At 62.6% G+C, this 24,845-nt stretch carries 25 protein-coding genes and 9 pseudogenes; 15 read left to right on the plus strand and 19 right to left on the minus strand.

Annotation, left to right across the window (positions count from 1 at the left end):
- The first annotated feature begins 101 nt into the window (after window positions 1-101).
- The 5 genes and pseudogenes from L0A91_RS10960 to L0A91_RS10975 all read left to right on the plus strand — a co-directional run bounded on the left by L0A91_RS10960 (window position 102) and on the right by L0A91_RS10975 (window position 3,867).
- Window positions 102-1,037 carry a histidine kinase dimerization/phosphoacceptor domain-containing protein gene (locus L0A91_RS10960; RefSeq protein ID WP_235244476.1) on the plus strand — a complete coding sequence of 312 codons (936 nt, stop codon included), beginning with the start codon at window positions 102-104 and terminating at the stop codon, window positions 1,035-1,037.
- Window positions 986-1,300 (plus strand): sensor histidine kinase, encoded by a 315-nt coding sequence (locus tag L0A91_RS10965; RefSeq protein WP_235244477.1) that lies wholly within the window; start codon window positions 986-988, stop codon window positions 1,298-1,300. The genes L0A91_RS10960 and L0A91_RS10965 overlap by 52 nt, the downstream gene beginning before the upstream one ends.
- Window positions 1,293-1,460, plus strand: a complete 168-nt coding sequence (locus L0A91_RS19040) for a hypothetical protein (protein WP_311197787.1) — start codon at window positions 1,293-1,295, stop codon at window positions 1,458-1,460. The genes L0A91_RS10965 and L0A91_RS19040 overlap by 8 nt, the downstream gene beginning before the upstream one ends.
- Window positions 1,427-1,963 (plus strand): response regulator transcription factor, encoded by a 537-nt coding sequence (locus tag L0A91_RS10970; protein ID WP_311198162.1) that lies wholly within the window; start codon window positions 1,427-1,429, stop codon window positions 1,961-1,963. The genes L0A91_RS19040 and L0A91_RS10970 overlap by 34 nt, the downstream gene beginning before the upstream one ends.
- A gap of 49 nt (window positions 1,964-2,012) precedes the next feature.
- Window positions 2,013-3,867 (plus strand): annotated as a pseudogene (locus L0A91_RS10975) (acyl-CoA dehydrogenase).
- A 9-nt stretch (window positions 3,868-3,876) separates the two neighbouring features.
- Here the strand turns inward: L0A91_RS10975 and L0A91_RS10980 are convergent.
- The 5 genes and pseudogenes from L0A91_RS10980 to L0A91_RS11005 form a co-directional block, all read right to left on the minus strand.
- Window positions 3,877-4,134, minus strand: a complete 258-nt coding sequence (locus L0A91_RS10980) for a hypothetical protein (protein WP_235244478.1) — start codon at window positions 4,132-4,134, stop codon at window positions 3,877-3,879.
- Window positions 4,135-4,259: 125 nt separating this feature from the next.
- The gene (locus tag L0A91_RS10985) at window positions 4,260-4,511 is read right to left on the minus strand and encodes a DUF6458 family protein (RefSeq protein ID WP_235244479.1); all 252 of its coding nucleotides are present in this window, start codon (window positions 4,509-4,511) and stop codon (window positions 4,260-4,262) included.
- Window positions 4,512-4,522: 11 nt separating this feature from the next.
- A complete protein-coding gene (locus tag L0A91_RS10990) occupies window positions 4,523-5,326 on the minus strand; it encodes a carbon-nitrogen family hydrolase (protein ID WP_235244481.1) in 804 nt (267 codons plus the stop codon).
- Window positions 5,323-6,158 (minus strand): annotated as a pseudogene (locus L0A91_RS19930) (cytochrome c oxidase assembly protein). Before L0A91_RS19930 ends, L0A91_RS10990 begins: the two are co-directional and overlap by 4 nt.
- On the minus strand, window positions 6,098-7,306 hold the full coding sequence (locus L0A91_RS11005) for a copper resistance D family protein (protein ID WP_235244484.1): 1,209 nt from the start codon (window positions 7,304-7,306) through the stop codon (window positions 6,098-6,100). Before L0A91_RS11005 ends, L0A91_RS19930 begins: the two are co-directional and overlap by 61 nt.
- 113 nt (window positions 7,307-7,419) lie before the next feature.
- Here L0A91_RS11005 and L0A91_RS11010 point away from each other — a divergent pair, with 113 nt between their 5' ends.
- On the plus strand, window positions 7,420-8,310 hold the full coding sequence (locus L0A91_RS11010) for a maleylpyruvate isomerase family mycothiol-dependent enzyme (protein WP_235244485.1): 891 nt from the start codon (window positions 7,420-7,422) through the stop codon (window positions 8,308-8,310).
- Between the two features lie 22 nt (window positions 8,311-8,332).
- Here the strand turns inward: L0A91_RS11010 and L0A91_RS17560 are convergent, their stop codons facing one another.
- Window positions 8,333-8,554, minus strand: a complete 222-nt coding sequence (locus L0A91_RS17560; protein WP_260115197.1) for a PfkB family carbohydrate kinase — start codon at window positions 8,552-8,554, stop codon at window positions 8,333-8,335.
- Window positions 8,458-9,168 carry a PfkB family carbohydrate kinase gene (locus L0A91_RS11015; protein ID WP_260115198.1) on the minus strand — a complete coding sequence of 237 codons (711 nt, stop codon included), beginning with the start codon at window positions 9,166-9,168 and terminating at the stop codon, window positions 8,458-8,460. The genes L0A91_RS17560 and L0A91_RS11015 overlap by 97 nt, the downstream gene beginning before the upstream one ends.
- Before the next feature lie 226 nt (window positions 9,169-9,394).
- Here L0A91_RS11015 and L0A91_RS11020 point away from each other — a divergent pair, with 226 nt between their 5' ends.
- Window positions 9,395-10,231 (plus strand): nucleoside hydrolase, encoded by an 837-nt coding sequence (locus L0A91_RS11020; protein WP_235246605.1) that lies wholly within the window; start codon window positions 9,395-9,397, stop codon window positions 10,229-10,231.
- Window positions 10,232-10,321: 90 nt separating this feature from the next.
- Here L0A91_RS11020 and L0A91_RS11025 read toward each other — a convergent pair whose 3' ends face one another.
- The 5 genes and pseudogenes from L0A91_RS11025 to hisC all read right to left on the minus strand — a co-directional run bounded on the left by L0A91_RS11025 (window position 10,322) and on the right by hisC (window position 15,386).
- Window positions 10,322-10,609, minus strand: a complete 288-nt coding sequence (locus tag L0A91_RS11025; RefSeq protein WP_235244486.1) for a hypothetical protein — start codon at window positions 10,607-10,609, stop codon at window positions 10,322-10,324.
- 156 nt (window positions 10,610-10,765) lie between these two features.
- A pseudogene (locus tag L0A91_RS11030) lies at window positions 10,766-12,108 on the minus strand (dihydrolipoamide acetyltransferase family protein).
- Window positions 12,109-12,121: 13 nt separating this feature from the next.
- A pseudogene (locus L0A91_RS11035) lies at window positions 12,122-13,105 on the minus strand (alpha-ketoacid dehydrogenase subunit beta).
- Window positions 13,098-14,260, minus strand: a pseudogene (locus tag L0A91_RS11040) (thiamine pyrophosphate-dependent dehydrogenase E1 component subunit alpha). Before L0A91_RS11040 ends, L0A91_RS11035 begins: the two co-directional pseudogenes overlap by 8 nt.
- Window positions 14,257-15,386, minus strand: a pseudogene (gene hisC / locus L0A91_RS11045) (histidinol-phosphate transaminase). Before hisC ends, L0A91_RS11040 begins: the two co-directional pseudogenes overlap by 4 nt.
- A 61-nt stretch (window positions 15,387-15,447) precedes the next feature.
- Here hisC and L0A91_RS11050 point away from each other — a divergent pair.
- Window positions 15,448-15,824: pseudogene (locus tag L0A91_RS11050) on the plus strand (phage holin family protein).
- Here the strand turns inward: L0A91_RS11050 and L0A91_RS11055 are convergent.
- From L0A91_RS11055 to L0A91_RS11065, 3 genes are all read right to left on the minus strand, one after another.
- Window positions 15,775-16,890: a cation:proton antiporter gene (locus tag L0A91_RS11055; protein WP_311197789.1), complete on the minus strand. Its 1,116-nt coding sequence runs from the start codon at window positions 16,888-16,890 to the stop codon at window positions 15,775-15,777. The pseudogene L0A91_RS11050 and the gene L0A91_RS11055 overlap by 50 nt on opposite strands.
- Window positions 16,891-16,978: 88 nt before the next feature.
- The gene (locus L0A91_RS11060) at window positions 16,979-17,374 is read right to left on the minus strand and encodes a cation:proton antiporter regulatory subunit (RefSeq protein WP_235244487.1); all 396 of its coding nucleotides are present in this window, start codon (window positions 17,372-17,374) and stop codon (window positions 16,979-16,981) included.
- Entirely contained in the window at window positions 17,335-17,502 is a 168-nt protein-coding gene (locus tag L0A91_RS11065; RefSeq protein ID WP_235244489.1) for a hypothetical protein, read from the minus strand. The genes L0A91_RS11060 and L0A91_RS11065 overlap by 40 nt, the downstream gene beginning before the upstream one ends.
- Before the next feature lie 367 nt (window positions 17,503-17,869).
- Here L0A91_RS11065 and L0A91_RS11070 point away from each other — a divergent pair, with 367 nt between their 5' ends.
- Window positions 17,870-18,148, plus strand: a complete 279-nt coding sequence (locus L0A91_RS11070; protein WP_235244490.1) for a hypothetical protein — start codon at window positions 17,870-17,872, stop codon at window positions 18,146-18,148.
- Window positions 18,149-18,252: 104 nt separating this feature from the next.
- Entirely contained in the window at window positions 18,253-18,567 is a 315-nt protein-coding gene (locus L0A91_RS11075; RefSeq protein ID WP_235244491.1) for a hypothetical protein, read from the plus strand.
- Window positions 18,568-18,687: 120 nt separating this feature from the next.
- Here the strand turns inward: L0A91_RS11075 and L0A91_RS11080 are convergent, their stop codons facing one another.
- Entirely contained in the window at window positions 18,688-19,074 is a 387-nt protein-coding gene (locus L0A91_RS11080) for an NUDIX domain-containing protein (protein ID WP_235244492.1), read from the minus strand.
- Window positions 19,074-19,478 carry a hypothetical protein gene (locus tag L0A91_RS11085; RefSeq protein WP_235244493.1) on the minus strand — a complete coding sequence of 135 codons (405 nt, stop codon included), beginning with the start codon at window positions 19,476-19,478 and terminating at the stop codon, window positions 19,074-19,076. Before L0A91_RS11085 ends, L0A91_RS11080 begins: the two co-directional genes overlap by 1 nt.
- A gap of 92 nt (window positions 19,479-19,570) precedes the next feature.
- Between L0A91_RS11085 and galE the strand changes: the two are divergent.
- Window positions 19,571-20,583: pseudogene (galE, locus tag L0A91_RS11090) on the plus strand (UDP-glucose 4-epimerase GalE).
- On the opposite strand, the gene L0A91_RS11095 reads toward galE, so the two are convergent.
- A complete protein-coding gene (locus L0A91_RS11095) occupies window positions 20,580-21,059 on the minus strand; it encodes a hypothetical protein (protein WP_235244494.1) in 480 nt (159 codons plus the stop codon). The pseudogene galE and the gene L0A91_RS11095 overlap by 4 nt on opposite strands.
- A gap of 14 nt (window positions 21,060-21,073) precedes the next feature.
- Between L0A91_RS11095 and L0A91_RS11100 the strand changes: the two genes are divergently transcribed.
- The gene (locus tag L0A91_RS11100) at window positions 21,074-21,424 is read left to right on the plus strand and encodes a hypothetical protein (protein ID WP_235244495.1); all 351 of its coding nucleotides are present in this window, start codon (window positions 21,074-21,076) and stop codon (window positions 21,422-21,424) included.
- Here L0A91_RS11100 and L0A91_RS11105 read toward each other — a convergent pair.
- The gene (locus L0A91_RS11105; RefSeq protein ID WP_235244496.1) at window positions 21,384-21,656 is read right to left on the minus strand and encodes an aromatic acid exporter family protein; all 273 of its coding nucleotides are present in this window, start codon (window positions 21,654-21,656) and stop codon (window positions 21,384-21,386) included. The two genes, L0A91_RS11100 and L0A91_RS11105, sit on opposite strands and share 41 nt — an antisense overlap.
- A gap of 143 nt (window positions 21,657-21,799) precedes the next feature.
- On the opposite strand from L0A91_RS11105, the pseudogene purB reads away from it, so the two are divergent.
- The 3 genes and pseudogenes from purB (at window position 21,800) to L0A91_RS11120 (ending at window position 24,555) form a co-directional block, all read left to right on the plus strand.
- Window positions 21,800-23,207: pseudogene (purB, locus tag L0A91_RS11110) on the plus strand (adenylosuccinate lyase).
- A 176-nt stretch (window positions 23,208-23,383) separates the two neighbouring features.
- Window positions 23,384-23,995 (plus strand): hypothetical protein, encoded by a 612-nt coding sequence (locus L0A91_RS11115; protein ID WP_235244497.1) that lies wholly within the window; start codon window positions 23,384-23,386, stop codon window positions 23,993-23,995.
- A complete protein-coding gene (locus tag L0A91_RS11120; protein ID WP_235244498.1) occupies window positions 23,995-24,555 on the plus strand; it encodes a hypothetical protein in 561 nt (186 codons plus the stop codon). The genes L0A91_RS11115 and L0A91_RS11120 overlap by 1 nt, the downstream gene beginning before the upstream one ends.
- The last annotated feature ends 290 nt before the right edge of the window (window positions 24,556-24,845 follow it).

Raw genomic sequence — 24,845 nt, forward strand, 5'->3', positions numbered from 1 at the left:
GTCGCCCACATCGGCCAGACGGCTAGACCTAGGTCATCCTTTTGGTTGATCTTTGGGTATGACGCCGCCTCGGGTGGCATGTCAGCCGTAGAGTCAGCGTTATGCGCACCACGTTCAAACCCCTGCCTTGGTGGGCAGAGGCCTGGCGGCTGGGTCTCATTGGTTTCTTAGCGTTCGTGTTTGTCGTGCTGCTGGTCGGAGTCGGGCCTGCGCTCAGCCCAGACGGTGAAATTACCGCTCAAGGTTGGTTGGCCTTCACCGAACCGATTCTTGGCTTGGCCTCGTTGGCGCTGGTCCTTTGGCGTCGGCGTTGGCCCGTCGTCGTGGCCATCCTCATCAGCGTGGCCAGTGCCTTCTCTGTGGCTGCTGGCATCATCTCGACGCTGGCGATCGTTTCGCTGGGCACTCGACGGCAGTGGCGCGAGATTCTCATCGTGGCACCGTTCTACATGGCCGCGGGGCAAGCCTTTGATCGGCTTGACCCGCTGGCTATGGGTTCAACTCCACTCACCACGGCGGTCATGGGGCTGGCCGTCTACATCGCCATGGTCAGTATCGGCGCCTACATCGGCGCGCGCCGAGACTCGGCCAACCTTCTCCTGCAGCGGGCCGAGAGTGCTGAGAAGGAACTGGCCAGTCGCGCCGCTCGGGCTCGCGCCGATGAGCGGGCACGGATTGCTCGCGAGATGCACGACACCCTGGCCCACCGGATCTCTCTCATCGCTGTGCACGCCGGAGCACTGTCATACCGCGATGATTTGCCCCCAGCCCAGGTTAAAGAGACAGCCCAGCTCTTGCGGGACAACGCCGATCAGGCGGTGCGCGAGCTGCGCGACGTGCTGGGCATTTTGCGTGGCAGCGATGAGCCCGGTCAGGCTCACACACCCCAAAACTCAATTGCCGATCTGCCCGATCTCATCGCCGAGGTGCAATCCAGTGGCACGAGCGTGACGCTGAGCATGAGCTTTGACCACCGGTCGACACGATGGCCCCGAGCACCGGCCGCCATACCTATCGCGTCGTCCAAGAAGCACTGACCAACGCCCGCAAACACGCCCCCGGCATGCCGGTCGCTGTCGCGCTCTCTGGAGGGCGTGAATACGGTCTGGCGTTCAAAATCACCAGTGATGCGGCGCCGTACGGAGACGAAGGTGACCTACCGGAATCCTCCGGTATGGGCCTGCTGGGCCTTACCGAGCGCGTCGAGTTAGCGGGCGGCAAGTTAGCCCACGGCACCGACCGAGCTGGCCGGTTCGTGGTGCATGGCCGATTGCCCTGGGAGGGCCGCGACGATGAGTGAAGCCAAGATCCGAGTCGCGCTAGTTGATGACGACAACCTGGTCCGGATGGGCCTGGAGTTGGTGCTCGGCGGCAGCCGGACATCGAGATTGTCGGGCAAGCAGCCGACGGTCGCGCCGGTGTTGACCTGGTCGCCGAAACTAGGCCTGACGTGGTGCTGATGGATATCCGGATGCCGGTGCTGGACGGCATCGCAGCCACCACGCTGATCGCCCGCGACCACCCTGATACCGCCGTCATCGTGCTGACCACCTTTGACACCGACGACATGGTGATCGCCGCATTGCGGGAGGGCGCTAGTGGCTTTTTGCTCAAGAGCACCCGGCCCGAGAAACTCGTTGCGGCCATTCGCGGTGTTGCCGCGGGCGAGCCTGTCTTGTCCCCCTCGGTCACCGCCTTGCTGATGAGCCGGGTCAGTGAGCCTGACCCGGCCCCCAATCCCGCGCAGTCCGCAGCCGAAAAGCGGCTAGCTGGGCTCACCGAACGCGAGCGTGAGGTGGCGATTGCGATGGGGCGCGGGGATAGCAACGCGGAGATCGCTAAAGCTCTCTTTATGAGCGTCCCGACCGTCAAAACCCACGTGTCACGAGTCCTGACGAAGTTGCACGTAGACAACAGGACCCAGGTCGCGCTGCTGGTCCATGACGCCGGGCTTACGATGTGATTAGTACCAGTCAGTAACTGATCTGTTGGCGATTCACAATGAGGTGCATATGAGCCACTACAAGAGCAACGTGCGAGACATTGAGTTCAACCTGTTTGAGGTTTTTGGTCGCGGCCAAGTCATGGGCCAAGCCCCGTATGACGACATTGACGAAGAAACCGCGCGCGACATCCTGTCTCAAGTGGCACGGCTTGCCGAGAACGAAGTCGGTTCGAGCCTGCTGGAGTCCGACCGCACTCCCCCGTCTTTGACCCAGACAACGGCACCGTCACGATGCCTGCGTCATTCATCGACTCCTACCAGTCCTATGTGGACTCTGAGTGGTGGCGCCTGGAGTTGTCCCCCTCACTCGGTGGCACGGCTGCCCCGCCGTCACTGAGTTGGGCCACCGCCGAGATGATCTTGGGTGCCAACCCGGCAATCAAAATGTTCTCCGCTGGCTACACCTTCGCCGAGGTGCTGCACCGCCTCGGGACCGATGAGCAAAAGCACCTGTCGGAGTTGATGGTCGAGCGCGGTTGGGGCGCCACGATGGTGCTCACCGAGCCGGATGCTGGCTCCGATGTGGGCGCTGGCCGGGCCAAAGCCGTGCAGGCTGAAGACGGCTCCTGGCACATCACCGGCGTCAAGCGCTTCATCACCTCTGGTGTTGCCCCGTTCTATGAGAACGTCATCCACTTTGTCCTGGCACGCCCCGAGGGCGCTGGTGCGGGCACCAAAGGCCTTTCGCTCTTCATCATCCCGCAGCACACCTATGACCCCGAGACCGGCGAGTTGGGTGCTGAGAACGGGGTCCAGGTCAGCAACATTGAGCACAAAATGGGTCTCAAGATTTCCACCACCTGCGAGTTGCGATTCGGCGAGGAAATCCCCGCCGTTGGCACCCTGGTCGGTGAGGTCCATGACGGCATTAACCAGATGTTCCGGATCATCGAATACGCACGCATGCTGGTCGGGACGAAGGCCATCGCAACCCTATCGACCGGTTATTTGAACGCCCTCGACTACGCCAAGATCCGAGTCCAAGGCGCCGACCTCACCGAGTCGACCAACAAGAGCGCACCACGGGTCACGATCACCCATCACCCCGATGTGCGCCGCTCACTCATGCTGCAGAAGTCGTATGCCGAGGGATTGCGGGCGTTGATGCTCTTCACTGCGACCTTCCAAGACTCGGTGAATGCGGCTCAAAGCGCGACCGGGCACGAGGACTTGGGAGGCGATAAGGAAGCCGAGTTGGCCGCCAGGGTCAACGATTTCCTGTTGCCCCTGGTTAAGGGTTGCGGCTCCGAACGCGCCTGGGTGCTGTTGGGGACCGAGTCACTGCAGACCTTTGGTGGCTCTGGCTTTTGCAGGACTACCCGATTGAGCAATACGTCCGGGATGCCAAGATCGACAGCCTCTATGAAGGCACGACCGCCATCCAGGGGTTGGACTTCTTTAACCGCAAGATTTTGCGGGACAAGGGTGTGGCCTTGGGTCATCTAGCGAAGCAGATCGCGGCGACCTGCCAGGGTGGTTCCCCCGGCGATGGTTTAACTGGCGAGCGGGGCTACTTGGCCAGCTCGCTGGGCCACGTCCAGGCGATGGTCGAATATTTGAGCGCCCAGGCGATGGCCAGTCGGGAAAATCCGAAGGCGATCTATCTGGTCGGCCAGCACACCACGCGGTTGTTGCTCGCCACCGGAGACCTGCTTATCGGATGGCTGTTGCTGCGTCAGGCCGAGGTTGCTCAGGCCGCCTTGGATGCCGACCCAGACGGCAAGGACGCAAACTTCTATGCCGGCAAGGTCGCCGCGGCTAAGTTCTTTGCGCACAACGTCCTGCCTCGGCTTAGCTCAGACCGGGCCGTGATGATGGCCGCCGACAACTCGCTGATGGAGTTGCCAGAGGCCGCCTTCTAGCCTGCTAGCTCAGTAGCCCTGGTCGTCGTAGCGAGTCTGATCGTTGCCCGGCCGGGGCTGCTGATAGCCGCCTTGGGACTGGTCATAACCGCCATAGTTGGTCGGCGCCTGGCCACCCTGCTGGTCATAGCGAGGGTCATATTGTGGCTGCGCGCGGTTGTCATAGACCTGCCGCACCGTCGTCTTGCGGCTCTGGCCATTCATGATCAACGAGCCAATCATCGCCAAAACACCGGCGACCATCAGAATGTTGCCGACGACGTACAAGTTGATCCAGGAACGTCCACGTTCAAGGCGAAACGCAAAATGGCGCCAGCCACGAACATGAAAATACCGATTCCGATTCCCATGGAAATCCTTCCGTGGAATGTAGTCAGGCCAGCCTACGCCTGTTAAATACGGGGATTGCGAGGCATTTCGTCATACCTCGGGTCATACTTCGGCTGCCCGTCGTCATACACCTGACGAACCGTGGTTTTGCGGTTTTGGGCGTTCATGATCAACGAGGCCACCAGATACATGGCGCCCGCGATCATCAAGATATTGCCAACGACGGTCAAATCAATCCAAGCGACGTTGACCTCCAGAGCCAGGCCCAAGATAGCGCCCACTACGAACAAAAAGATGCCGAATCCGATACCCATTTCGTGTCCTTTCAGAGTTGTCTGTCGGTTAAGACAGGGAATCGCTCGCGCCATGCATCAACATCATCTGGGTCGATCTGCACCGACAGCACTTCTTCGTCGGTGCCAGCTTCGGCCAAGACCTCGCCCTGAGGATCAATGATCGCGCTGTGTCCGCCCATTGTTGTTCCAGCATGAGTGCCAGCGGTGTTACACGCCACCACAAACGCTTGATTCTCGATGGCGCGGGCTCGTAGCAGCGTGCGCCAGGCTTCGACGCGAGCGAGCGGCCAGGCTGCCGGGATGACAAACATCTGGGCTCCGAGGTCGACCTGCACCCGGTATAACTCGGGGAAACGCAGGTCATAGCAGGTCGACAAACCGACGGTCAGTTCGTCCATTGGCGCAGGCAAGTCGGTGACGACGACGTCCGCACCAGCCTCCATCAGTGCCGGTTCACCCTCGCCAAAACCAAAACGGTGGATCTTGCGGTATGTCGCTTCGATCTCCCCGTCTGGTCCCAGCACGACGCTGGTGTTCCAGATGCCTCGACCTTCAACGCCAGTCTCAGTGGGGTGATGTTCCACCACCGATCCGGTATGCAGGACGACGCCGGTGTCGCGGGCCACCTCGGCTAGCGCTTGGGTGACTTCGCCATCGACCTGCTGCTCGCGCTCACCCCACGATCGGTAGTCGAAGCCGCCGGCACTCCATAGCTCTGGCAGGACAACAAGGTCGTGATCGGCGTTCGCTCGCACCAACCCAGCCACCCGCTCGGTGCGCTGAGCGACCGACTCGTCATCGCCATACCCCAGTTGGATCACGCAGATTCTCATGGCGACATCCTCTTCAGTTGTTCGTTGTATGCGGCCAACTCGGCATCGTCGTCGCGATCAGCCTGACGGTCGGTCCGCTTGGCTTCGCGCTCGTCGGAGGCGAGCCAGTCTTTGGTCACCAAGAGCGCAAGCACCATGGTGGGCAACTCGCCGATGCCCCAGGCGATAGTGCCGCCCAGTTGCTGGTCGACGAGCAAGTCATCAACCCAGGCAATGTCGATGGTTTTGAAGAACTCTGGGGCTAGCAGCCAGGTGCCCTGCATCAGCGCCAAGCCAAAGAAGGCGTGGGCGGCCAGCGTGGCCAGCAAGACGATGAGGCGCAGCGGCGCGGGCCATTTGGCGGGGCCGGGATCGGTGCCGATCAGCGACCAGACAAAGGTGTAGCCCACTAGCAAGAAGTGGAAGGTCATCAGAATGTGGCCGGTATGCGTGCGCAGCGCCAACTCCAGCGCGCCGCTCAATAGAAGCCGACGAGGCTGCCAAAGAACAGCACACCAGCGACCACTGGGTTGGCGATGAAGGCTGCATAGCGGGAGTGCACGACCGCCAGCAACACTTCGCGGGCGCCCAGTGTTCTGTCTTTGCGCTTGGGCAGCGTGCGCAGCGCCAAGGTGATGGGGGTGCCAAGGACCAGGAAAATGGGCACGGCCATCATCAACGCCATGTGCATCACCATGTGCATCGAAAACAGCACTCGGCCATAGACCCCAGGAGCGCCGTTGGTGATGTAGATGAAGATCAGCCAGCCGATCATCCACAGGATGGTCGCGCTCATGGACCAACGATCCCCGCGGCGGCGCATCTTGATGACGCCAGCCAGATAGAGGCCCATGGCAAAAGCGCGGTCAGCAAGAAGAGCCAGTTCAACTCCCACACGGTCAGCCACGACGAAGCCTCAAGTGGTGGGGGTGATCGGAAGCCAGTCAGCGCAAAGGCCGGATCGCTGAGCCCAGACTCATCGAGCAGTGGTGGAGGCGTGCGGCTCAGCGTGACGGCCACACCAATCGCGGCACCCATCACCACAATCTCTGAGGTGGCCAGACGGGCAAACGCGCCCGGCTTGTCGACGCCGCGATCAATGATGCGGCGACGCTGGGTCCAGCCAAACCAGCCCAGGACGGCCATCAGCGCTGTCTTGGCAAAGATCAGCAACCAATAGGAGCTGCCGAGGTCGGACCAATCGTCCGCAGACTGCAGGGCAAACAGCACACCAGAGAAGCCCACGGCGATGAAGCACCACAGCGCCATCGTTGAATAGCGCTCCACCGTGACCTTGAGCGCCTTGCCCAGTTGGGGGCGCAGCATCAGCAGGGCGATCAGGCCACCGGCCCACAGGGTCACGCCCAGCAGGTGCAAGCCAAGGGCAGTGACTGCCGTTTCGTGGCCCTCGGCATCGCCAGAGTGACCGGTGTAGGCGACCGGCATCAACGCTCCGACGGCCAAAGCGCCCGCCCAGGCCAGTCCGTTGCGAGTGCGAACGCTGCCGGCCATCAGCACCACGCCGATGACCAGGATGACCTCAATCAACTGGTAGCGAAAGAGGTCGATTGCCAGCACGTTGACAAAGAAGTTGTCGATGAAACCTGGCGTGCTCAGCGCCTGGCCAGAGCCTTCAGCGAACGAGAAGACCAACTTCACGGCGGCGGCGAGCGCCCAAACAATGGCGGTCAAAGCTGCTGCACGGGCCGCTGACTCGCGGCGATGTGAGTGCCGACCCTCTGGCACCAGGAAGCCACCAACAACCAGCAAGCCAACCGTGACGGCTGCCGCAGCATCGTGCAACACTCCAACCACAATCATCCCCCAGCGGACCAAGGGGCCAACATCGCCGAGCAGCAACTCAGCGGTCGCACCACTCCACGCGGCGAGCGGCAGGGCTAACGTCAGTGCAGACGCGACGAGGACTGCGACCGGCAACCACCGCATACCTGGCGGGTTGGAGGTCTCAGCCGAGTTCGGCTGTTGAGTCAGTGTGGCCACACCTTCATCGTAGAGACCGAATCTGAATCAGTTATCACTGCGTCCAGGGCACCAATTGACACAACCCACTCAAAATACGCCCATAACTGCCACACCTGGATAGGCTGCCCATCATGACGATTAACCCGTCCCCACCCACCGAGCTTGTTGATCTCGTCGAGGCCTACCGGCTGGCGTTGCGCTCATTTCTCGATGTGGGGCATGGGGTGTCTGCTGACGGCTATCTTGAGCAAACCTGCTGCCCTGGGTGGACCGTGCACGATCAGATCTCGCACATCGCCTCGTTGGAGGACTACTTTGACGGCGGTGAATACCCCGAGGTCGAGTTGCCGAATACAGAGCACGTGAACTCAGACTTCGCCCGCTTCGTCGAGTATGGCGTGCAGGCCCGGCGCGCTACCCCCACCAGCGAGGTGCTGGCGGAGTTAGAAACGCTCCTTCACAACCGGATATCCACGCTGACTAACCCGGACCTCACGCTGGAATCGATGGTCCGCGGCCCGGGCGGCCGGGAGATCACCCTGGGTGACCTGCTGGGCCGCCGCCTCGTTGACCTGTTTGTCCATGAGCAAGACATCCGGGAAGCGATCGGCCGCATCGGCAACCTCGACAGCCCCGCTGCCGCTCATTTCATGCACCGCATCGTCGATGCGTTCCCCATCGTTGTGCCCAAGCGGCTCGACCTGCCCGCCGGCGTCTCTGTCATTGTCGAGAGCACCGGCCCGGTGACTGGTCGGGTCGGTGTGCGGATGGCCCACGACGAGGACGAAAATGTCGTGGCCCACCCGCTCTTTACCGGCGATGGCGTGACAGCTGCGACTGACTTGGCTGACCAGGGCACCCACCCTGACCAGGAAGTCCGCACCGTCACGATCAGTATGTCGACAGATGCCCTCACCCGACGCGCTGCGGGCCGCCGTTCCACAGCAGACACTGCCTACCGAGTCGTGGGCGATGAGGACATCGCTGAGCGGGTGCTGAGCGCTCTGACGATCATTCGCTGAGCGCCCAGCCACCCTGCCGGCCTCAGCTGTAGCTGGCCAGGCTTTCGAACTTGGGTTGAGAGGCTTCGTCGGCCACGGCTGCAGCACCAACCGAAGCGGCCACCTTGAGCGCGTCTTCGTGTGACTGTCCCTGCAGCAGCGCCAGCGTTAGCGCCGCGCAGAACGAGTCGCCAGCACCAACAGAGTTGACGGCCTTGGCCTTAACGGCAGGCACCTCAGCGGTGACTTCGCCGTTGACGACCATGGTTGCCCCTTGGAGCCATAGGTGACACAGACCAACGGGTGGTCCTTCAGCGCCGGGATCAACTCATATTCGGTCTCGTTGACAATCACCAAGTCTGCGCGGTCAAACACCTCCTGAGCCAACTCGACCGCAGGGGCGGCGTTGATGGCATAGAACCCCTTGGCCTTAGCTGCCAACTCAACGGCCAACTCCATCGAGGTCTCGAGTTGGGTGAGCACGGCCTCGTCCTCAGCAAACTCGATCCCTTCGAGCGTTGCGTCCGCGTTGGCCCCCGGGCAGACTGCGATCTGGTTTTCGCTCTCGGCGTCCACCACGATCAAGGCGGTGCCGGTGGCCTCTGAGCTCGTCGTGATCCCAGAAATATCGACCCCAGCCTCGCTGAGCGCTTCCTTCATCCAGGTGCCCGTGTCATCGTCGCCAACCGCGCCAATCATCCGGACCTGACCGCCAAGGCGAGCCGCCGCAGCAGCCTGGTTGGCCCCCTTGCCGCCAGGCTCACGACGCAACGTGCCGCCGCCAATCGTCTCGCCGGGTCCAGGCAATCGCTCGGTCACGGCAGTGATGTCGGCGTTGATGCTGCCAACAACGGTCAACCGGGTCTGGGGCTGGCTCATCGGCGTTGCTCTCCACTTCGTTGGGGGTGTCGATTAGTGGCCCAGCCTAGCGCTAGCCTGCTGGGTGAGAACATGCCCTTTATCAACGGAGACTCAACGATGACTTCCCCGATCGCCTTCCCGTCTACTTCGACATCGACACCGGTGTTGACGACGCCCTTGCCCTGGCTTATCTGCTGGCCTCCCCGAAGCCGACATTCTGGGCATCGGCACGGTCAGCGGCAACATCGACGCTGAGCAGGCAGCCGTCAACACCATGAACTTGCTGGGTTTGGCTAGCCGCACAGAGATTCCGGTGGCGATTGGCGCTCACGATCCGATTGCTGGGTCCTACAACGGCGGCGCACCACACGTGCACGGCAACAACGGGATCGGCGACATCGAGATCCCGGATGCAGGTTTGTCCGCGGTGGAAGAAACCGCCGCCGAGATGATGATCCGCCTCTCACACGAGCGTTCCGGCGAATTGGTCATCATCGCAGTCGGCCCGCTGACCAACCTTGGCGTCGCGCTGGAGCAAGACCCCACGCTGCCCAGCCGGGTCAAGGAAGTTGTCGTGATGGGCGGCGCAGCCAAGGTCCCCGGCAACCTTTCCCCTGTCGGCGAAGCCAACATTTACAACGACCCCGAGGCCGCAGCGGCCGTCGTGGACGCTGACTGGGACGTTGTTTTGGTCCCGCTCGACATCACTCTTGAGCACGTCGTCGAGGAGTCCGACCGCATCGCGTTGCTGCAGTCGCCCTCGGAGCTCAACCAGGCGCTGGGCAAGATCATGGAGCACTACTACAGCTTCTATGTCGCTGAGTATGGCCGTCCCAGCAGCGCCTTGCACGACCCGCTGGCCGTGGCGCTGGCTTTGGGCACGATCAAGGCCACGTTGGCTCCGGCCGTGCACACCGTCGTTGATGCCACCCACGGCCCAGGCCGCGGACAGACCATTTGTGACCTGCGTGGCCAGCGTCTTGGCCCGGTGGACCAGGACGGCGCTCGCACCCGGGTGGTCCTCGAAACCGACCGCCCCTTGGCTGGTCACATGATGGAGCGGTTGCTCCTCAACAAGTAGTCCACCCGCAGTCGCGAACACTGCAAACAGCGAGCGCGGTCGGGCCAAGTTGGCCCGACCGCGCTCTTTGCTGTAATCCGATCTTTGCCTTTACCGCGCTCTGTCGTGAATCAGCAGAGAAACAACGAAGGTCAGCACGATGGCTCCCGAAGCAACCACCAGCCACAAGCCCGGCGCCCAATCCAGCACCAACAGGCCAACCGCACCAACACCAGCGACAACCATCGCCGCCTGTCCAGCCTGCTTGGTTGCGGTGTAGTGCACCATCCGCTCGGCGCCGTCGGCCTCTTGGCCAGACACCAAGCGAGCCGTCGGCGTCAGACGCATCGAGACGTCCTGCAGCAGCGCATACCCAATCAGCACCCCAGCGCTAATCAAGGCTCCTTGGGGTTGCCCGGGATAGCCCAAACACCAGCACCACGACGGCGGCCGCGAAGCAGAGCGCGATAAAGATGCGGTGCTTCAGTGGCATCTTGCGGCGCGGCTGGGCTTCGCCGCGGCCTTGGGCTGGGCCGGAGTATTGTCAGCCATCGCTCAGCCCCACACCAACGCACGGCTCGGGTCTGACATCAGGGCAGCCAGGTCAGCCAAGAACTTCGATCCCAACTCACCATCAATCAGTCGGTGGTCAAACGACATCGACAACTGAGTGATCCAGCGCGGCACAATCTCGTCCTCGCCAGCAGCGTTAGTGACCACCCACGGTTGCTTGCGAATCGCGCCAAAGCAGACGATGGCCGACTCACCGGGGTTGATGATCGGCGTGCCCGTGTCGATGCCAAAGACACCAACGTTGGTGATCGTGATGGTGCCGCCAGACATGTCGGCGGGCTGGGTGCGCCCTGACTTCGCCGTCGAGATCAGTTCACCCAGCGCATCCGCCATCTCGCGCAGGTTCATCTGGTCTGCGTCCTTGATGTTGGGCACGATCAGACCACGAGGGTAGCCGCAGCGATCCCAAGGTTCACGTAGTGGCGCTGCACGATCTCTTGCGCCTGCTCATCCCAGACAGCATTGACGCCCGGGTTTCGCTTCAACGCCACCGTCATCGCCTTGGCCAGCACCAGCAATGGGCTGACCTTGATGTCGCGGAACTCGCGATCACCCTTTAGCCGCTCCACCAATTCCATCGTGGCGGTGGCATCAATGGTGATGAATTCGGTGACGTGCGGCGCGGTGAAGGCCGAAGCCACCATCGCGTTGGCCGTCATCTTGCGCACGCCCTTAACCGGGGTACGCGTCTCGCGCTGACCGTCCGAGCGCGCGATGGCTGGTGCCGAGGGACGAGACGGGGCCTCGTTCGCCTGAGCCTCGTTCGCCTGAACCTCGTCTGCTCCAGCCTTTGCGCCGCCAGCCAAGAACGCATCAACATCGCTGCGCATGATGACGCCATCTTCGCGGGTCGCAGTGACCTCGTTGATGTCGACGCCCTGCTGCTTGGCATACTTGCGCACCGGCGGCTTGGCCTTCGACTTCACCACGACGGGCTCTGGCTCAGGCTCGGCTTCGGCTGGCAGTGCCGTGCTCTTGCGACGACGGCGAGCCGTGGAGCCCTCCGACGCGCCATAGCCGACCAGGATGGCCTCACGCTTGGGGGCTTCGCCCTTGGCAACCGGCTCGTCCGGCGCACTGGGCCCATCAGACCCATCGTCAATGTCGATGATGGGGGTGCCAACTTCAATGGTGTCGCCCTCAGCGACGAGCAGCGCCCGCACCGTCCCGTCATACGGGATCGGCAGTTCAACCAGCGACTTGGCGGTCTCTACTTCAACCACGATGTCGTTGGTGGTGACCTGGTCGCCTTCTTTGACCTTCCAGGTGACGATCTCTGCTTCGACCAGGCCTTCGCCGGGGTCGGGGAGTTTAAATTGCGGCACGATAACTCCAGTCTCAGTGGGCCATCAGGGTGTCGACCCCGTGCAAAATACGGTCAAGGTCGGGCAAGAATTGCTCTTCGTGACGGCTGGGCGGGTAGGGATGTTGTATCCGCCGACGCGCAGCACCGGGGCTTCTAGGTTGTAAAGCACTCCTGCTGCACGAGGGCCGCCAACTCGGCGCTCATCCCGACAAACGTCTGTGCCTCATTGGCCACCATGCAGCGACCGGTCTTGTTCACCGAGGCCACGATGGTGTCCACATCCAGCGGCGACAAGGACCGCAGATCAACGACCTCCATCGACGGCCCGCCGTCCTGAGCGCTGGCCTGAGCGGCCGCGAGCGCCACCTTGGTCATCGGCCCATAGGTCAGCACGGTCACGTCGTGGCCGGGCGCCCGAACCACAGCTTCATGCAGGTCATAGGGCGCTTCTTCGCCCATCTCGATGAATCCGCGCTCGTGATAGCGGCGCTTGGGCTCATAAAAGATCACCGGGTCATCACTGGCAATCGCCTGCTGCATCATCCAGTAGGCGTCTTCTGGCGTTGAGCAGGTGACAACCCGCAACCCAGCGGTATGCGCAAAGTAGGCCTCGTTGGACTCGCTGTGGTGTTCGACCGCACCGATGCCGCCGCCATACGGGATGCGGATAACCAACGGCACTCGCAACTTGCCGAGTGAGCGGTTGTGCATCTTGGCGACTTGGCTGACGATCTGGTCAAACGCTGGATAGACAAAGCCATCAAACTGGATCTCGACAACCGGCCGATAGCCGCGCAGGGCCAAGCCAACAGCCGTGCCGAGGATGCCCGCTTCAGCCAGCGGCGTGTCGACAACTCGGTCCTCACCGAAGTCCTTTGCAGACCCTCGGTGATCCGGAAAACACCACCGAGTTTGCCGACGTCTTCGCCCATCAGCAGCACCTTGGGGTCTGCTTCCATGGCTGCGCGCATGCCAGCGGTCAGGGCCTTGGCGATCGTCATCTTCTGTTCAGTCATCGTCAAACCCCGCTTGGTAGGCCGCGAACTCGGCTGCTTCGCGCTCAATGAGCGGGTGCGGCTCGGCGTAGGCGTGCGCGAACATCTCTTCGTGTGGTGGGTTGGGCATCTGCTGGCAACTGCGCCGCAACTTCGCGGCCAGGTCCGATGCTTCCGCGTCGATCCCGGCGATCCACTCATCATCAATCACCCCGCGCTCAAGCAGGTGCTTGCGCATCCGGTCGATCGGGTCCTTGGCGCGCCAGAGGTCGACTTCTTCGTTGATGCGATATTTCGTCGGGTCATCCGAGCTGGTGTGGGCCCCCATCCGATAGGTGAAGGCCTCAATCAACGTCGGTCCATCTCCGCCGCGAGCACGATCCAGCGCCGCCTTGCTGACGGCCAGACATGCGATGACGTCATTGCCATCGACGCGCACGCCCGGCAAGCCGAAGCCATCAGCCCTGCGATAGGGCGGGATGGTGAACTGCCGGTCATTGGGCTCAGAGATAGCCCAGTGGTTGTTTTGCACATAGAAAACGACAGGTGCTTGGGTGACCGCCGCAAAAACGAGGGCTTCGTTGTAGTCGCCCTGCGCGGTGCCGCCGTCGCCGGTGAAGGCCATCGCGGCCGTGTCGCGGTCCGGGTCACCAGTGCCAACATCGCCGTCGCGCTGGATGCCCATTGCATACCCCGTGGCATGCAGCATCTGGTTGCCGATGACGATCGTGTAGAGGTGGAAGTTGTTCTCGTTCGAGTCCCAGCCACCGTGGTTGACGCCGCGATACATGCCCAACAAGTTGATCGGGTCAACGCCCTTGCACCAGGCCACGCCGTGCTCGCGATAGCCGGGGAAGGCATAGTCCTGAGTCCGCATCGCCCGACCGGCACCGACTTGGGCTGCCTCTTGGCCCAGCAGTGAAGGCCACAACCCAACTCACCTTGGCGTTGCAAAGCAAAGCCTTCGGAGTCGACCCGGCGCACCAGGATCAGGTCTCGCAGCAGTCCCCGCAGCTCATCATCAGTCAGCGCATCGGCATACTCCGCGTACACCTTGTTGGTGTCCGTGATCGGAACCCGGTTGCCCTCGGCATCCAGGAACTGCACCATGTCTGGGCCGCCATCAGTGACATCTCGCACTGGGGGCTCATGCGCTGCGACGTCGTTGTCGCTCACGATTGAACTCCTTTGTCTCGTTGAACCCTGCTCACGCTATCGCGGAAGTCTGACGCCACGTGGATGAGGAGGTCGTTGGCCTCCGGCTCGCCAATCGTGGCGCGCACGCCCTCCCCGGCAAACGGTCGAACGGTCAACCCCTTTTCTGCTGCGGCAGCAGCAGTCGAGGGCGGCATCGCCGAGCGGGAACCAAACGAAGTTGGCTTGGGTCGCGGGAATCGTCCAGCCCTGCTCCAACAGCGCCGCTCGCACCCGGTCGCGCTCGACGACGAGCGAGTCAACGCGCTCTTGCAATTCGTCGAATGCATCCAGGCTGGCGATCGCGGCCTGTTGCGCCAGGTCGCTAACCCCGAACGGGGTGGCTGCCTTGCGCAGTGCCGTGGCAACTTCCACCGGCGCCACCGCATACCCAATCCGCAGGCCAGCGAGCCCGTAAGCCTTGGAGAAGGTCCGCAGCACGGCCACGTTGGGATAGTCAGCGGCCAGAGCGAGCGCGTCCGGAGCCTCAGGGTCGGTGTTGAACTCCAGGTAGGCCTCATCAATCACCACCAGCGTCTCGCTGGGCACCTCAGCTAAGGTCGCGCAGCGCAGCGCCGGAGATCGAGGGGCCGGTCGGGTTGTTGGGCGTGCAGATCAGCACCAGTCGGGTGCGGGCACTGATCGCGGCCGCCATCGCCTCCAAGTCGTGCTCAGCCGCGTCGGTGAGCGGCACCGCCACGCTGGTCGCGCCGGCCAGCGCCGCAATGATCGGGTATGCCTCAAACGAGCGCCACGCGTAGACCACCTCATCGCCTGGCTCGCAGGTGATCATCATCAGTTGCCCCAGCACGCCGACGCTGCCGGTGCCGGTGGCCACCCGCTCAGACGCGACGTTAAACCGTTGCGCGATCGCCTCGGTGAGTGCCGTGACGGCCATGTCCGGGTAGCGGTTGACCTGCTGGGCCGCCGTGGTGATCGCCTCGAGCACCGAGGGCAGCGGCGGGTAGGGATTCTCGTTAGAACTGATCTTGTAGGAAGGCCCACCAGCAGGCCCACTGGCTGGCTTGCCCGGTTTGTAAGCAGGGACCGCGGCCAAAGTGCCTCGGAGTCGCACGGTGGCTGGCTGTTGCTGCGGGTCCTCGTTCATACACGCAGGCTAACGCCGAGTCATACGGTCTGCGCACAGGCACTCATGTAAACCTGGTGGCATGAACTTCATTCTCCGCCTCGTGATTGCTGCAGTTGCCGTCTGGGTTGCTGCGTTCTTCGTCCCGGGCATCAGCTTTGCCCAGACAGACAGCGCGACCACGCAGATCATCACGATCCTGATCGTCGGTGCGATTTTCGGTGTGCTGAACGCCGTGATCCGACCGATTTTGTTCTTTTGTCCCTGCCTCTGTTGCTCCTGACCCTCGGTCTCTTCACCTTCATCTTGAACGCGTTCATGCTGGTGATGACCTCGTGGGTCTCCGGTCAACTAGGCCTCGGCTTCGACGTCGACGGCATTTTCTGGGCCGGCATCTTCGGCTCGCTGATCATCTCGATCGTGTCGACGATCCTGTCCCTGCTTCTGGTGGACGACTAGGCACGAGTTTGGCGGCGATCGGGTCGGCAAACCGGGTCAAAACCGGCCCAGCAACCGCCAACATCATCACGTATGCGGTGGCGAGCGGCCCGAGGCTGCTCACCCCGGCGCTGACCGCCAACCCGGCGATCACGATCGAAAATTCGCCGCGCGAGCCCAACGCCATACCTGCACGCACTCGACCTGGCCGACCGACGCCATCCCTGGCCGCGGCAAACCAACCGGTCGCCAGCTTGGTGCCAATCCCGATCACCGCGAGCGCCAGCGCGGGCAGCAACATCGGGATCATGTCGGCTGGCACGGTGGCCAAGCCGAACGCCACAAAGAACACCGAGGCAAACAGGTCTCGCAGCGGGCTGAGCAGACCTCGGGCCCGTTCAGCCAACTGGTGCGGCACCGCGATCCCGACCAAAAAGGCGCCAACTGCGGCCGAGGCACCAACCCCTTGAGCGACTCCGGCGACCAGCAAAGTCAGACCCAACATCCGCAGCAACACTTGCTCGTCGTCGGGGTGATCGAGCAGTCGCTCTAGCCGGTCACCCCCGTGATAGGCCACCAACAAAATAAACAGCACCGCCCCGAGCGCCAGGGCCACACCGCCGAGCGCCTGCCACGGGCCACCTCCTGAAAGCACCACGACCAGGATCGGCAGATAGAGCGCCATCGCGACGTCTTCCAAGACGAGCAGCGAGAGCACAGACGGCGTCTCTCGGTTGGCCAGCCGCCCCAGGTCTGACAACACCCTGGCGACAATGCCGGAGGAGGAGATCCAGGTGACCCCAGCCAACGCCATCACTCCGCCAATCGGCAAACCGAGCAGCATGCCCGCCACAGCGCCGGGAGTCGCGTTGAGGACGAAGTCGAACACCCCTGAATAGCGATGTCGGTTCAGACTGGCCATCAACTCTGACGCGGTGAACTCCAGGCCCAGCGTCAACAACAACAGGATGACGCCGATCTCAGCGGCCACGTCCACGAAGGGCTCCGCGGCCGCCAGCGGCAAAGGCCCCCATCGCCAAAGGCGAGACCAGCGAGCAGATAAAACGGGATAGCTGAGAGCCCCCATTGTTTGGCCAGCACTCCGAGGAAGGCAAGCCCGGCAAACAGGGCACCTAGCTCCAAAAAGAGGATGGCCAGATGGTCCATACCTCAGCCTAGTCAGCCGCTGGGTTTGCCCGCTTGGGGCCGTGCCAGAGAATTTCGCGCAGTTTGTCGATGCCGCGCTCGGTCCCGACGACGACCAGCACGTCACCGCCGCGGATGCCTTGGCTGGGCTCCGGCGAGGTGATGACCTCAACGCCACGGACGATAGCCACGATCGAGGCGCCAGTCTCTGTGCGTGCCCGGGTGTCCGCCAGAGTCAGCCCATCGAAGGGTGCATGCGGATCAATCCGCAGTCGCTGGGTGGAGATGCCTGGCAACTCCGATGCTTCACCGACCCGGTGCACCATCGACGCACCATTGAGCAGTCCCGCGAGCGCTTCGCTTTCGTCGTCATCGAGCGGCACCGTCAGCGAGGCCCGGTCAGGATCCTCGGCGTCATAGGCCACCAAACCGATCCGCCTTCACGGTTCACCACCAGCGACAGCGGCGTCCCCGAACGGGTGCTCAACTCATACTTCACCCCGACCCCGGGAAGGATCGTTTCAACAACCTGCGGTGTCGACGTGCTGTTCACGGGATCGTCCTCATCTGGCGAGCATTGGGCCTAGCGCTGATCGTAGCCCTGCAAATCATCCGCTAATAAGCCCCTTTCATCCTTTGGTTGTGATGCGCTCTCAAGCCCTGGGACACAAAGCCCAAGACAACACATCCGCATTCAAGACAGGGGCTTAGCCATGATGGCGATCGAAGGTCTTTCCACGGCTTACGGCGATAAAGGCGCCGTGGACAACGTGTCGGTGACGGAGCCGCGAGGCGCGGTCACGGCAACCAGCCAACGGCCCAGACCCCGCGGCTGCGTCCGGGACAACAATCCTGTTGTCCTCCCACCTCATGGCGGAGTTGGCGATGGTCGCTGACTACGTCGTCGTGATCAATTCCAGATGCATCGTCGCCCGGGCACTGTCGGTGAAGTCATCGCCGCCGACCACGGTGTCCGGATCTACCTCGAGTCACCTGACCCTCAGTTGGCCCAAACCGCCCTCGAAGACAAGGGGTTCGCCGTCTACGCGCATGGCGACGGCCTCGCCGTCCAGAGCGCTTCTGCCCAGGATGTTGGCCACATCGGCGTCACGTCTGGCGCGGGCATCGCGCATCTGTCCACGCTCTCTCGGCCCCTCGAAAAACCTACCTTGACCTTGTCAGCACCACACCAGAAATGAGCCAGTCTTGACAACAACGCAGCGCCCACAGCGCACCGCACCCTCCGCACAAAGCACTGCCAAGATCGCCGTGACCGAGTTACGTTGTCTCGGTTGACGAGCCGGTGTACCGGTCGGCCTCACGGTCGCCGTCGCCTTGGGCACCTTGGGCAGCATCGGGTGCCGTTCTGTTCTTCAATAGCGTTGAGCAAACGAATGAGCACACGCTGTTCACGCCCTCTGGAGAGGTAGCCGGCTTCCTGACCGCGTTCGCAGCGTTGGTCGCCATCATCTTTGCCGCTGGTCGCGATGCCTCTGGCCAACTAGCAATGTGGCTAGCTATGGCTCGAACCCCCGGCGACTGCACACCGGTCGTGCGGTGGCTTTCACGGCTTGGGCAGCCATCGTCACCGCAGTCTCGACAGGGGTGGTGGCACTGACCGTGGTGCCGGACGACGGGATCGCCAAAGTGTTGCTGGGCCAGTTGGTCTCGCGGCCTGGGGCATGGGCTCCATCACCCTCGCGGGCTACGTTTTCGCTCGCCGCGACGTGTGACCCACCTAAACCAGATCAGGCGGCACGCCGTCCTCTAGATAGTCCGGAATCGGGTCTTGGCCCGTGGCCTGCTCAAGTAACCGGACGACATAGGGGGCTGCGTGTTCGCGCGCCATCTCTAGATCGCACCAATGCGCGGCAACAATCTCCGCCGTCTCAAAAACGGCTTCTTCGAGTATGTCGGGGTGCTGGCCGAGCGAGTACAGGCACAGCAGCGCGTCGTCCCACTGGCGGTACGGCGGCAACCAGTCGACGGTGATCAGGCCCTCGTTGCGCACCTGCACGGCTAGCTCTTCGCGCACTTCACGGACCACTGCGCTGGCTGGCGATTCGAGTCGGTCGACGACGCCACCGGGCAAGTCCCAACCGGTCTTATAGGTCAGTTGGCACATCAAAACTTGCCCTGGCCGTTCGTGATGAGCCCCTGGGCAATCACCCGCTTGGTCGGCAGGGTGGCATTAAGCATCGAGAGGAAGCCCTCGCGGGTCTTCGGCGCGGGGTCATCAGCGAGACGGGCCAGGCGCATTGCGTCGACGGCGTTGCCCTCAGCATCGGTCCACCGACCTCGCGCTTTGCCTTCGGGGCGCAGGCCGGCGCGATACAGGGTGCGGCGCAACATGGGTTTATCGCTGCGCGCCTCAGTCTCGATCCGCCGCCAACCCTCGGCAAAGGCTGCATCCAAGAAAGCCTCGAGTTGCTGGGCTGCCTGATAGGGCACCCACCATTCGTCGGGGGCGTCTGGCCAACTCAATTGCCCCACACCCGCGTCTGCTTCGTCGATCCGCCACATCGCCACGGGTTTAGCCTGTCACAGCGGACTGACAACCGCGGAGACAGCCCCTCACAACATATCGACAGAAACCAACATATTATGACAGAATTAAACACATGAAGATTCTCGTGACCGGCGGCGCTGGCTATATCGGGTCCCATACCGTGCTGCAGTTGATAGCGGCAGGGCACCAGGTTGTCGTGGTTGATGATTTCTCCAACGCCAAGGCCTCGGTGGCCGGGCGCCTAGAAGAACTGAGCGGCACGAGCATTCCGATCCACTCGTTTGACGTTGCTGACCTGGATAAACTCAACGACTTGTTTGACGCAGAAGACTTCGACGCCGTCGTCCACTTTGCCGGATACAAGGCCGTGGGCGAATCGGTCGCAAACCCTCTCGATTACTACGGCAACAACATTGGCGCCACGATTTCGCTGCTTCAGGCGATGGACCGGCACGAAGTTCGCCACCTTGTCTTCTCCTCTTCCGCAACGGTCTATGGCGCTGACCCCATCGTGCCGATGACCGAAGGGCTGCCCACTTCGGCGACCAACCCATACGGCTGGACCAAGGTGATGATCGAGCAGGTGCTGCGCGATCTTGCCGTTGCGCAGCCGGACAACCGCATCGCCCTGCTGCGCTACTTCAACCCGGTGGGCGCGCACCCTCGGGACAGATCGGCGAGGACCCCTCAGCCGTGCCAAACAACTTGATGCCGTTCGTGGCCCAGGTGGCCGTGGGCCGGCGCGACAAGCTATCTGTGTTTGGCGACGACTACGACACGGTCGACGGCACTGGCGTGCGCGACTACATCCACGTCGAGGACCTGGCTGCTGGTCACGTCGCCGCGTTGCACTGGATCGCCGAGCACGACCGGACGATCTCAACCTGGAACCTTGGCTCCGGTGTAGGCACCAGCGTGCTGCAACTCGTGAACGCCTTCGAGAAGGCCAGTGGAGTCAAGATCCCCTATGAGATCGCGCCTCGCCGGGACGGTGACATCGCTGCTTCAGTGGCCGATCCGTCACTGGCTCACCGCGAACTCGGTTGGCAGACCGAAAAGACCGTGGACGACATGTGTGCCGACACCTGGCGCTGGCAGCAGGCCAACCCGCAGGGCTATCCCTAAGCCCGCACTGGGTTCGCGGTGGCGACGTCATCCACGACGTCGATGATGATGCGCATGCTGGCGATCAGCGATCCGTATAGGGGCCACATCATGCCCGGCAGGTCTTCACGCGAGAGGTCGTCGGCCAGGCTGTTGACGTCACTTCGCAGAGCCTTCACGTTGGCATCGGGGTCGGCAATAGCCTCGCCCAGTCGAGCCAGCAGGTCGACGAATCGGTCCGAAAATATTGAATCCCACTGTTGGGCCTGCCGGGACGATTCGCGGACTTGACGGCTGATGCTGCGCGTCTGGGCCACACCCTCTTCGAGCCGTTTAAGGATCTCAGCCAGGTCGTCCCCGCCAGTGGGCTGGCGGCGCGTGCGGAAGTTCCACATACCACTCTCGCTACTGAGTTTAACCAACGACCAGGCCTGTTGCAGGTCTCGGTCGATGTTGCGGCTGCGCTCGATCCAGTCTTCGGTGTCCTGGGATCCCAAGGCACCCGCATCTGGTGGGACATGTCATTGAGCAAGCTCCCGAGCGACCGGTTGACGTTATCCACTTGCTGCCGGGCGCTTCGGGTGTTCAGCGGTGGGATAACCACCACATTCACGATCAGAGCTACCACGACCCCGATGGCCGTATCGGCCAGCCGGTCCAGCAAAGCCGGATCTTGGCCTACGCCGTAACTCGCGGTGATCAGAAACAGGGCGGTGGTGGCGACCGTGAGGCCTTCCTCGCGCAACACGCTGATCCGGGCAAGCAACATCCCGAGCAACAACGACAGACCGAGGCTCCACGGCGATACTCCAAAACGAAGGTCACCCTGCCGCCAAGAAGATGCCCGCAACGGTGGCGATGACGGTCTGCCCACCACGCCATACCGTGCGGTGCACCGTGGCGTGCACGGTAAGCAGCGCTGTCCATGGGGCAAGGAATGCTGCTTCAAGGCCAAGAAGGTGATGCGCGATAACCCATGCGACGACCGCCGCAACCACCGCTTTGAGGATCTGCAGCGCATCGGTCGTGAGACCAGGCAGGTGCACGTGGCTGCCTAATGTTGCGCGCAGTTGCTTGATATCGATGGTGGACACCCGTCTAGTGAAACTCAGATCGCCCTGCATCGCATCAACGCCGCAAGGGCCCTCCAACCCAGGCGACCGCGCACTATCAGCCATCGGCTTCTACCTCACGCACTTTCGCGGGAGTAGCCTGCGCTTTCTGCGAGAATATACCCATGGCTTCTCTTGCTGATCTGACACCTCCGCTTGCCCTGGGATCCCTCGATGGCCGCTACCGCCCCGCTGTGGCGCCGCTGGTCGATCACCTCTCCGAGGCTGCGCTCAACCGCCAGCGGTTGCATGTCGAGATCGAGTGGCTGATCTATCAGACCAGCAACGAAGTGGTCCCGGGCATCGCCCCCTCACCGAGGATGAGCAGGGCAAACTCCGCGGCCTAATTGACAGCTTCGATGGCGCCACCATCACCGAGTTGGCCCAGATCGAAGCCGAGACCGTCCACGACGTGAAGGCCATCGAATACTTCCTGCGTCGACGCCTTGTCGACACCCTCGGACGCGAGGCGAGCGACGGCCTTGGCGAGCTCGTGCACTTCGCCTGCACCAGCGAAGACATCAACAACTTGTCGTATGCGCTGATGGTCCAGGGCGGGATCGAACAGGTTTGGTTGCCCAAGGCTTCGGCCCTTGTTGCCCAGATCAGTGACATGGCCCGTGACGCTGCCGATGTGCCGCTGCTCGCGCATACCCACGGACAGCCCGCGACGCCCACCACCATGGGCAAGGAGTTGGCCGTGCTCGCCTGGCGCCTCAGCCGGCAACTGCGCCGGATCGAGAGCGCCGAATACTTAGGGCAATTCAACGGCGCAACCGGCACGTATGGCGCGCACCTCGCCGCTGTGCCAGGTGCCGACTGGGAAGCCATCAGCCAGGAGTTCGTCGAGAGCTTGGGCCTGACCTGGAACCCGCTGACCACTCAGATTGAGAGCCACGACTGGCAAGCGGAGGTGTATGCGGACATCGCGCGGTTCAATCGGATCCTGCACAACCTCTGCACTGACGTGTGGACCTACATCTCCATGGGCTATTTCGCGCAGGTGCGCGGTCAGGGCACGGTTGGCTCCTCGACGATGCCGCACAAGGTCAACCCGATTCGGTTCGAGAATGCCGAGGCCAACCTCGAGGTCTCGAATGCTCTGCTCGACGTGCTGGCTTCGACCCTGGTCAACTCGCGGTTGCAGCGTGACCTGACGGACTCCTCGATGCAGCGCAACATCGGAACGGCCCTTGGCCACTCCATGTTGGCCTTGGACAATGCCGGCCGCGGCTTGGCTGGTCTCGATGTCGTGCCATCCGCGATGGCTGCTGACCTGCAGGCCAATTGGGAGGTGCTCGCCGAGCCGATCCAGTCGGTGATGCGAGCGCTGGCTGCCCAAGGCGTCGAGGGCATGGCAAACCCGTATGAGCGCTTGAAGGAACTCACCCGAGGTCGCCGGATCAATGGCGAAGACTTGCGCACGTTCGTCAGCGGCCTGGGCCTGACCCTGAAGCCGAAGAGCGCCTGCTCGCGATGACCCCGGAGAACTACATCGGCATTGCGCCGAGGTTGGTTGATCATCTGAAGTAGGAGCACTGGCTGCTTCGCCCGCGCGTCACTGCGCCAAGCCCTTCCCGCGCCCCTGCGCCCCTACGCCGGGCGTCCGGTGCCCGGTGCCAAACCGCCTCATTTCTCCTCTCGCACACCCTTCCGTTTATCGAACATATGTACTGATGTGAGGGTATCGGAAGCTAAGGGGCAAGGCGATGGGGACACAGACGATTGGCACAGGCGGTGCCGTTTCGACGGAGCAACTCGTCGAGGCACTGCGCAGCGCGGGGCTGAGCACAGATGCTCTGAGCAACAATGCGGAAGCCCTGGACGCTCTGGGGCAACTCGCTGTCATCTCCCAGGCCGCATCAACGGACTCCGAGAGCCTGACACGGCGGCAGACAGAGCCATCTGCAGCCAACGAAGAGCTGGTCACCGCTGCTAGCGCCTGCGTTGATCTCGCACGTTGGTGTGATGGCATGCTGCTATCGATCTGCCGCTCGATGGCCCTGAGCGCCGGAGACATGGTCCTGCAACAATGGGGCTTGGATGCCAGCGAGCTGTCACCGACGAAGGCTCACCGCTGGCGCGCGACGACAAAGTCAGCCGTTGCTACCGAGTTGCAGGCTCTTTCGGGTTGGGGCATCCAGAGTTGCCACGACCGCGTCGGCATCGCGCTCACTCCGCCAGCGCTCTCTGGCCACATCGAGTCGTCGCTCAAAGAGGGCTGGAACGACAGCCGCGCCGTGCAAGATTTCTGGCGCAAGGCGCGCCACCTCGACTTAGATGATGCGGCTTGCGTGGCCGCGGCAGCCTTGGGCCCGTAGTGGATGGTGACGGAGTCTGTCAGCGGGCCTCGCAAGCCGAGTTTGGGCAACGCCTCACCACCGCCCTCGCAGCAGTTGCGCACCCAGATGATGATCAACAACGCCAACGGGCTCTTGAGGATCGCGACTGCTTTAGTTCCATCGATGACGATGGCACCGGGACAATCATCACGACCGGACCACTAACGAAAGTCGCTGCTGCGGCAATGCGCATAGACACGATTGCCCGCAAGACCCGCTCGACTGGCGACTCTCGCTCGTTGGCGCAACTGCGCGCAGACCTGTCTCTGGCCTTGTTGACCCATGGCGTCTTGCCTGACGCAGACGCTGCGGCGACTGATGAGCACGACACTCTAGCCAGCGGCACCGCACTCATTGCCGAGCCTGGGCCGCTGTTGCGCGCCGCGTTGGGCCGGCACAGTGCACCCATCGCTCTTGAAGTGATCGTGCCCATCGATGCATTGGTCACCGACACGAGTCGCAGCGTCGGCCACCTTCCTGGTTTTGAGCTCTCACCGGCGCTCAAGTCCGCACGATCGCCCAAACACCCGGCACGGTGATCCATCGGATCCTCACTGATCCGGCCGATGGTCGGTGCATCGAGCGCTCAACGCAGGCCTATCGTCCAGACAAGGCCATGCTGGATCAACTCAAGGCTCTCGACCGAAGTTGCCGAGGCCCTGGGTGCACTGTTGAGGCCAGCCGTTGTCAGCCTGATCACGAAGTCCCGCATGACGCGGGTGGCCCAACAGCCGAGTCGAACCTGGCGCTGAAGCATGGCTATCACCACAACAACAAGACATTGCAGTTGTGGGAGTCAGAGTTACACGCTGACCGAAACGTCACCTGG

The organism is Ornithinimicrobium sp. INDO-MA30-4, assembly GCF_021535045.1.
Taxonomy (GTDB): domain Bacteria; phylum Actinomycetota; class Actinomycetes; order Actinomycetales; family Dermatophilaceae; genus Ornithinicoccus.

What these genes read in the sequence shown, in the direction of transcription:
- L0A91_RS19040 (WP_311197787.1), top strand. Translation starts at nt 1,293, where the DNA reads ATGAGTGAAGCCAAGATCCGAGTCGCGCTAGTTGATGACGACAACCTG.
- L0A91_RS10965 (WP_235244477.1), top strand. Translation starts at nt 986, where the DNA reads ATGGCCCCGAGCACCGGCCGCCATACCTATCGCGTCGTCCAAGAAGCA.
- L0A91_RS11015 (WP_260115198.1), bottom strand. Translation starts at nt 9,168, where the DNA reads ATGAGCCAGCCCCAGACCCGGTTGACCGTTGTTGGCAGCATCAACGCC.
- L0A91_RS11070 (WP_235244490.1), top strand. Translation starts at nt 17,870, where the DNA reads ATGCATCGTCGCCCGGGCACTGTCGGTGAAGTCATCGCCGCCGACCAC.
- L0A91_RS11055 (WP_311197789.1), bottom strand. Translation starts at nt 16,890, where the DNA reads ATGGGGGCTCTCAGCTATCCCGTTTTATCTGCTCGCTGGTCTCGCCTT.
- L0A91_RS11115 (WP_235244497.1), top strand. Translation starts at nt 23,384, where the DNA reads ATGGGGACACAGACGATTGGCACAGGCGGTGCCGTTTCGACGGAGCAA.
- L0A91_RS10985 (WP_235244479.1), bottom strand. Translation starts at nt 4,511, where the DNA reads ATGGGTATCGGATTCGGCATCTTTTTGTTCGTAGTGGGCGCTATCTTG.
- L0A91_RS10990 (WP_235244481.1), bottom strand. Translation starts at nt 5,326, where the DNA reads ATGAGAATCTGCGTGATCCAACTGGGGTATGGCGATGACGAGTCGGTC.
- L0A91_RS10960 (WP_235244476.1), top strand. Translation starts at nt 102, where the DNA reads ATGCGCACCACGTTCAAACCCCTGCCTTGGTGGGCAGAGGCCTGGCGG.
- L0A91_RS11080 (WP_235244492.1), bottom strand. Translation starts at nt 19,074, where the DNA reads ATGTGCCAACTGACCTATAAGACCGGTTGGGACTTGCCCGGTGGCGTC.
- L0A91_RS17560 (WP_260115197.1), bottom strand. Translation starts at nt 8,554, where the DNA reads ATGGTCGTCAACGGCGAAGTCACCGCTGAGGTGCCTGCCGTTAAGGCC.
- L0A91_RS11010 (WP_235244485.1), top strand. Translation starts at nt 7,420, where the DNA reads ATGACGATTAACCCGTCCCCACCCACCGAGCTTGTTGATCTCGTCGAG.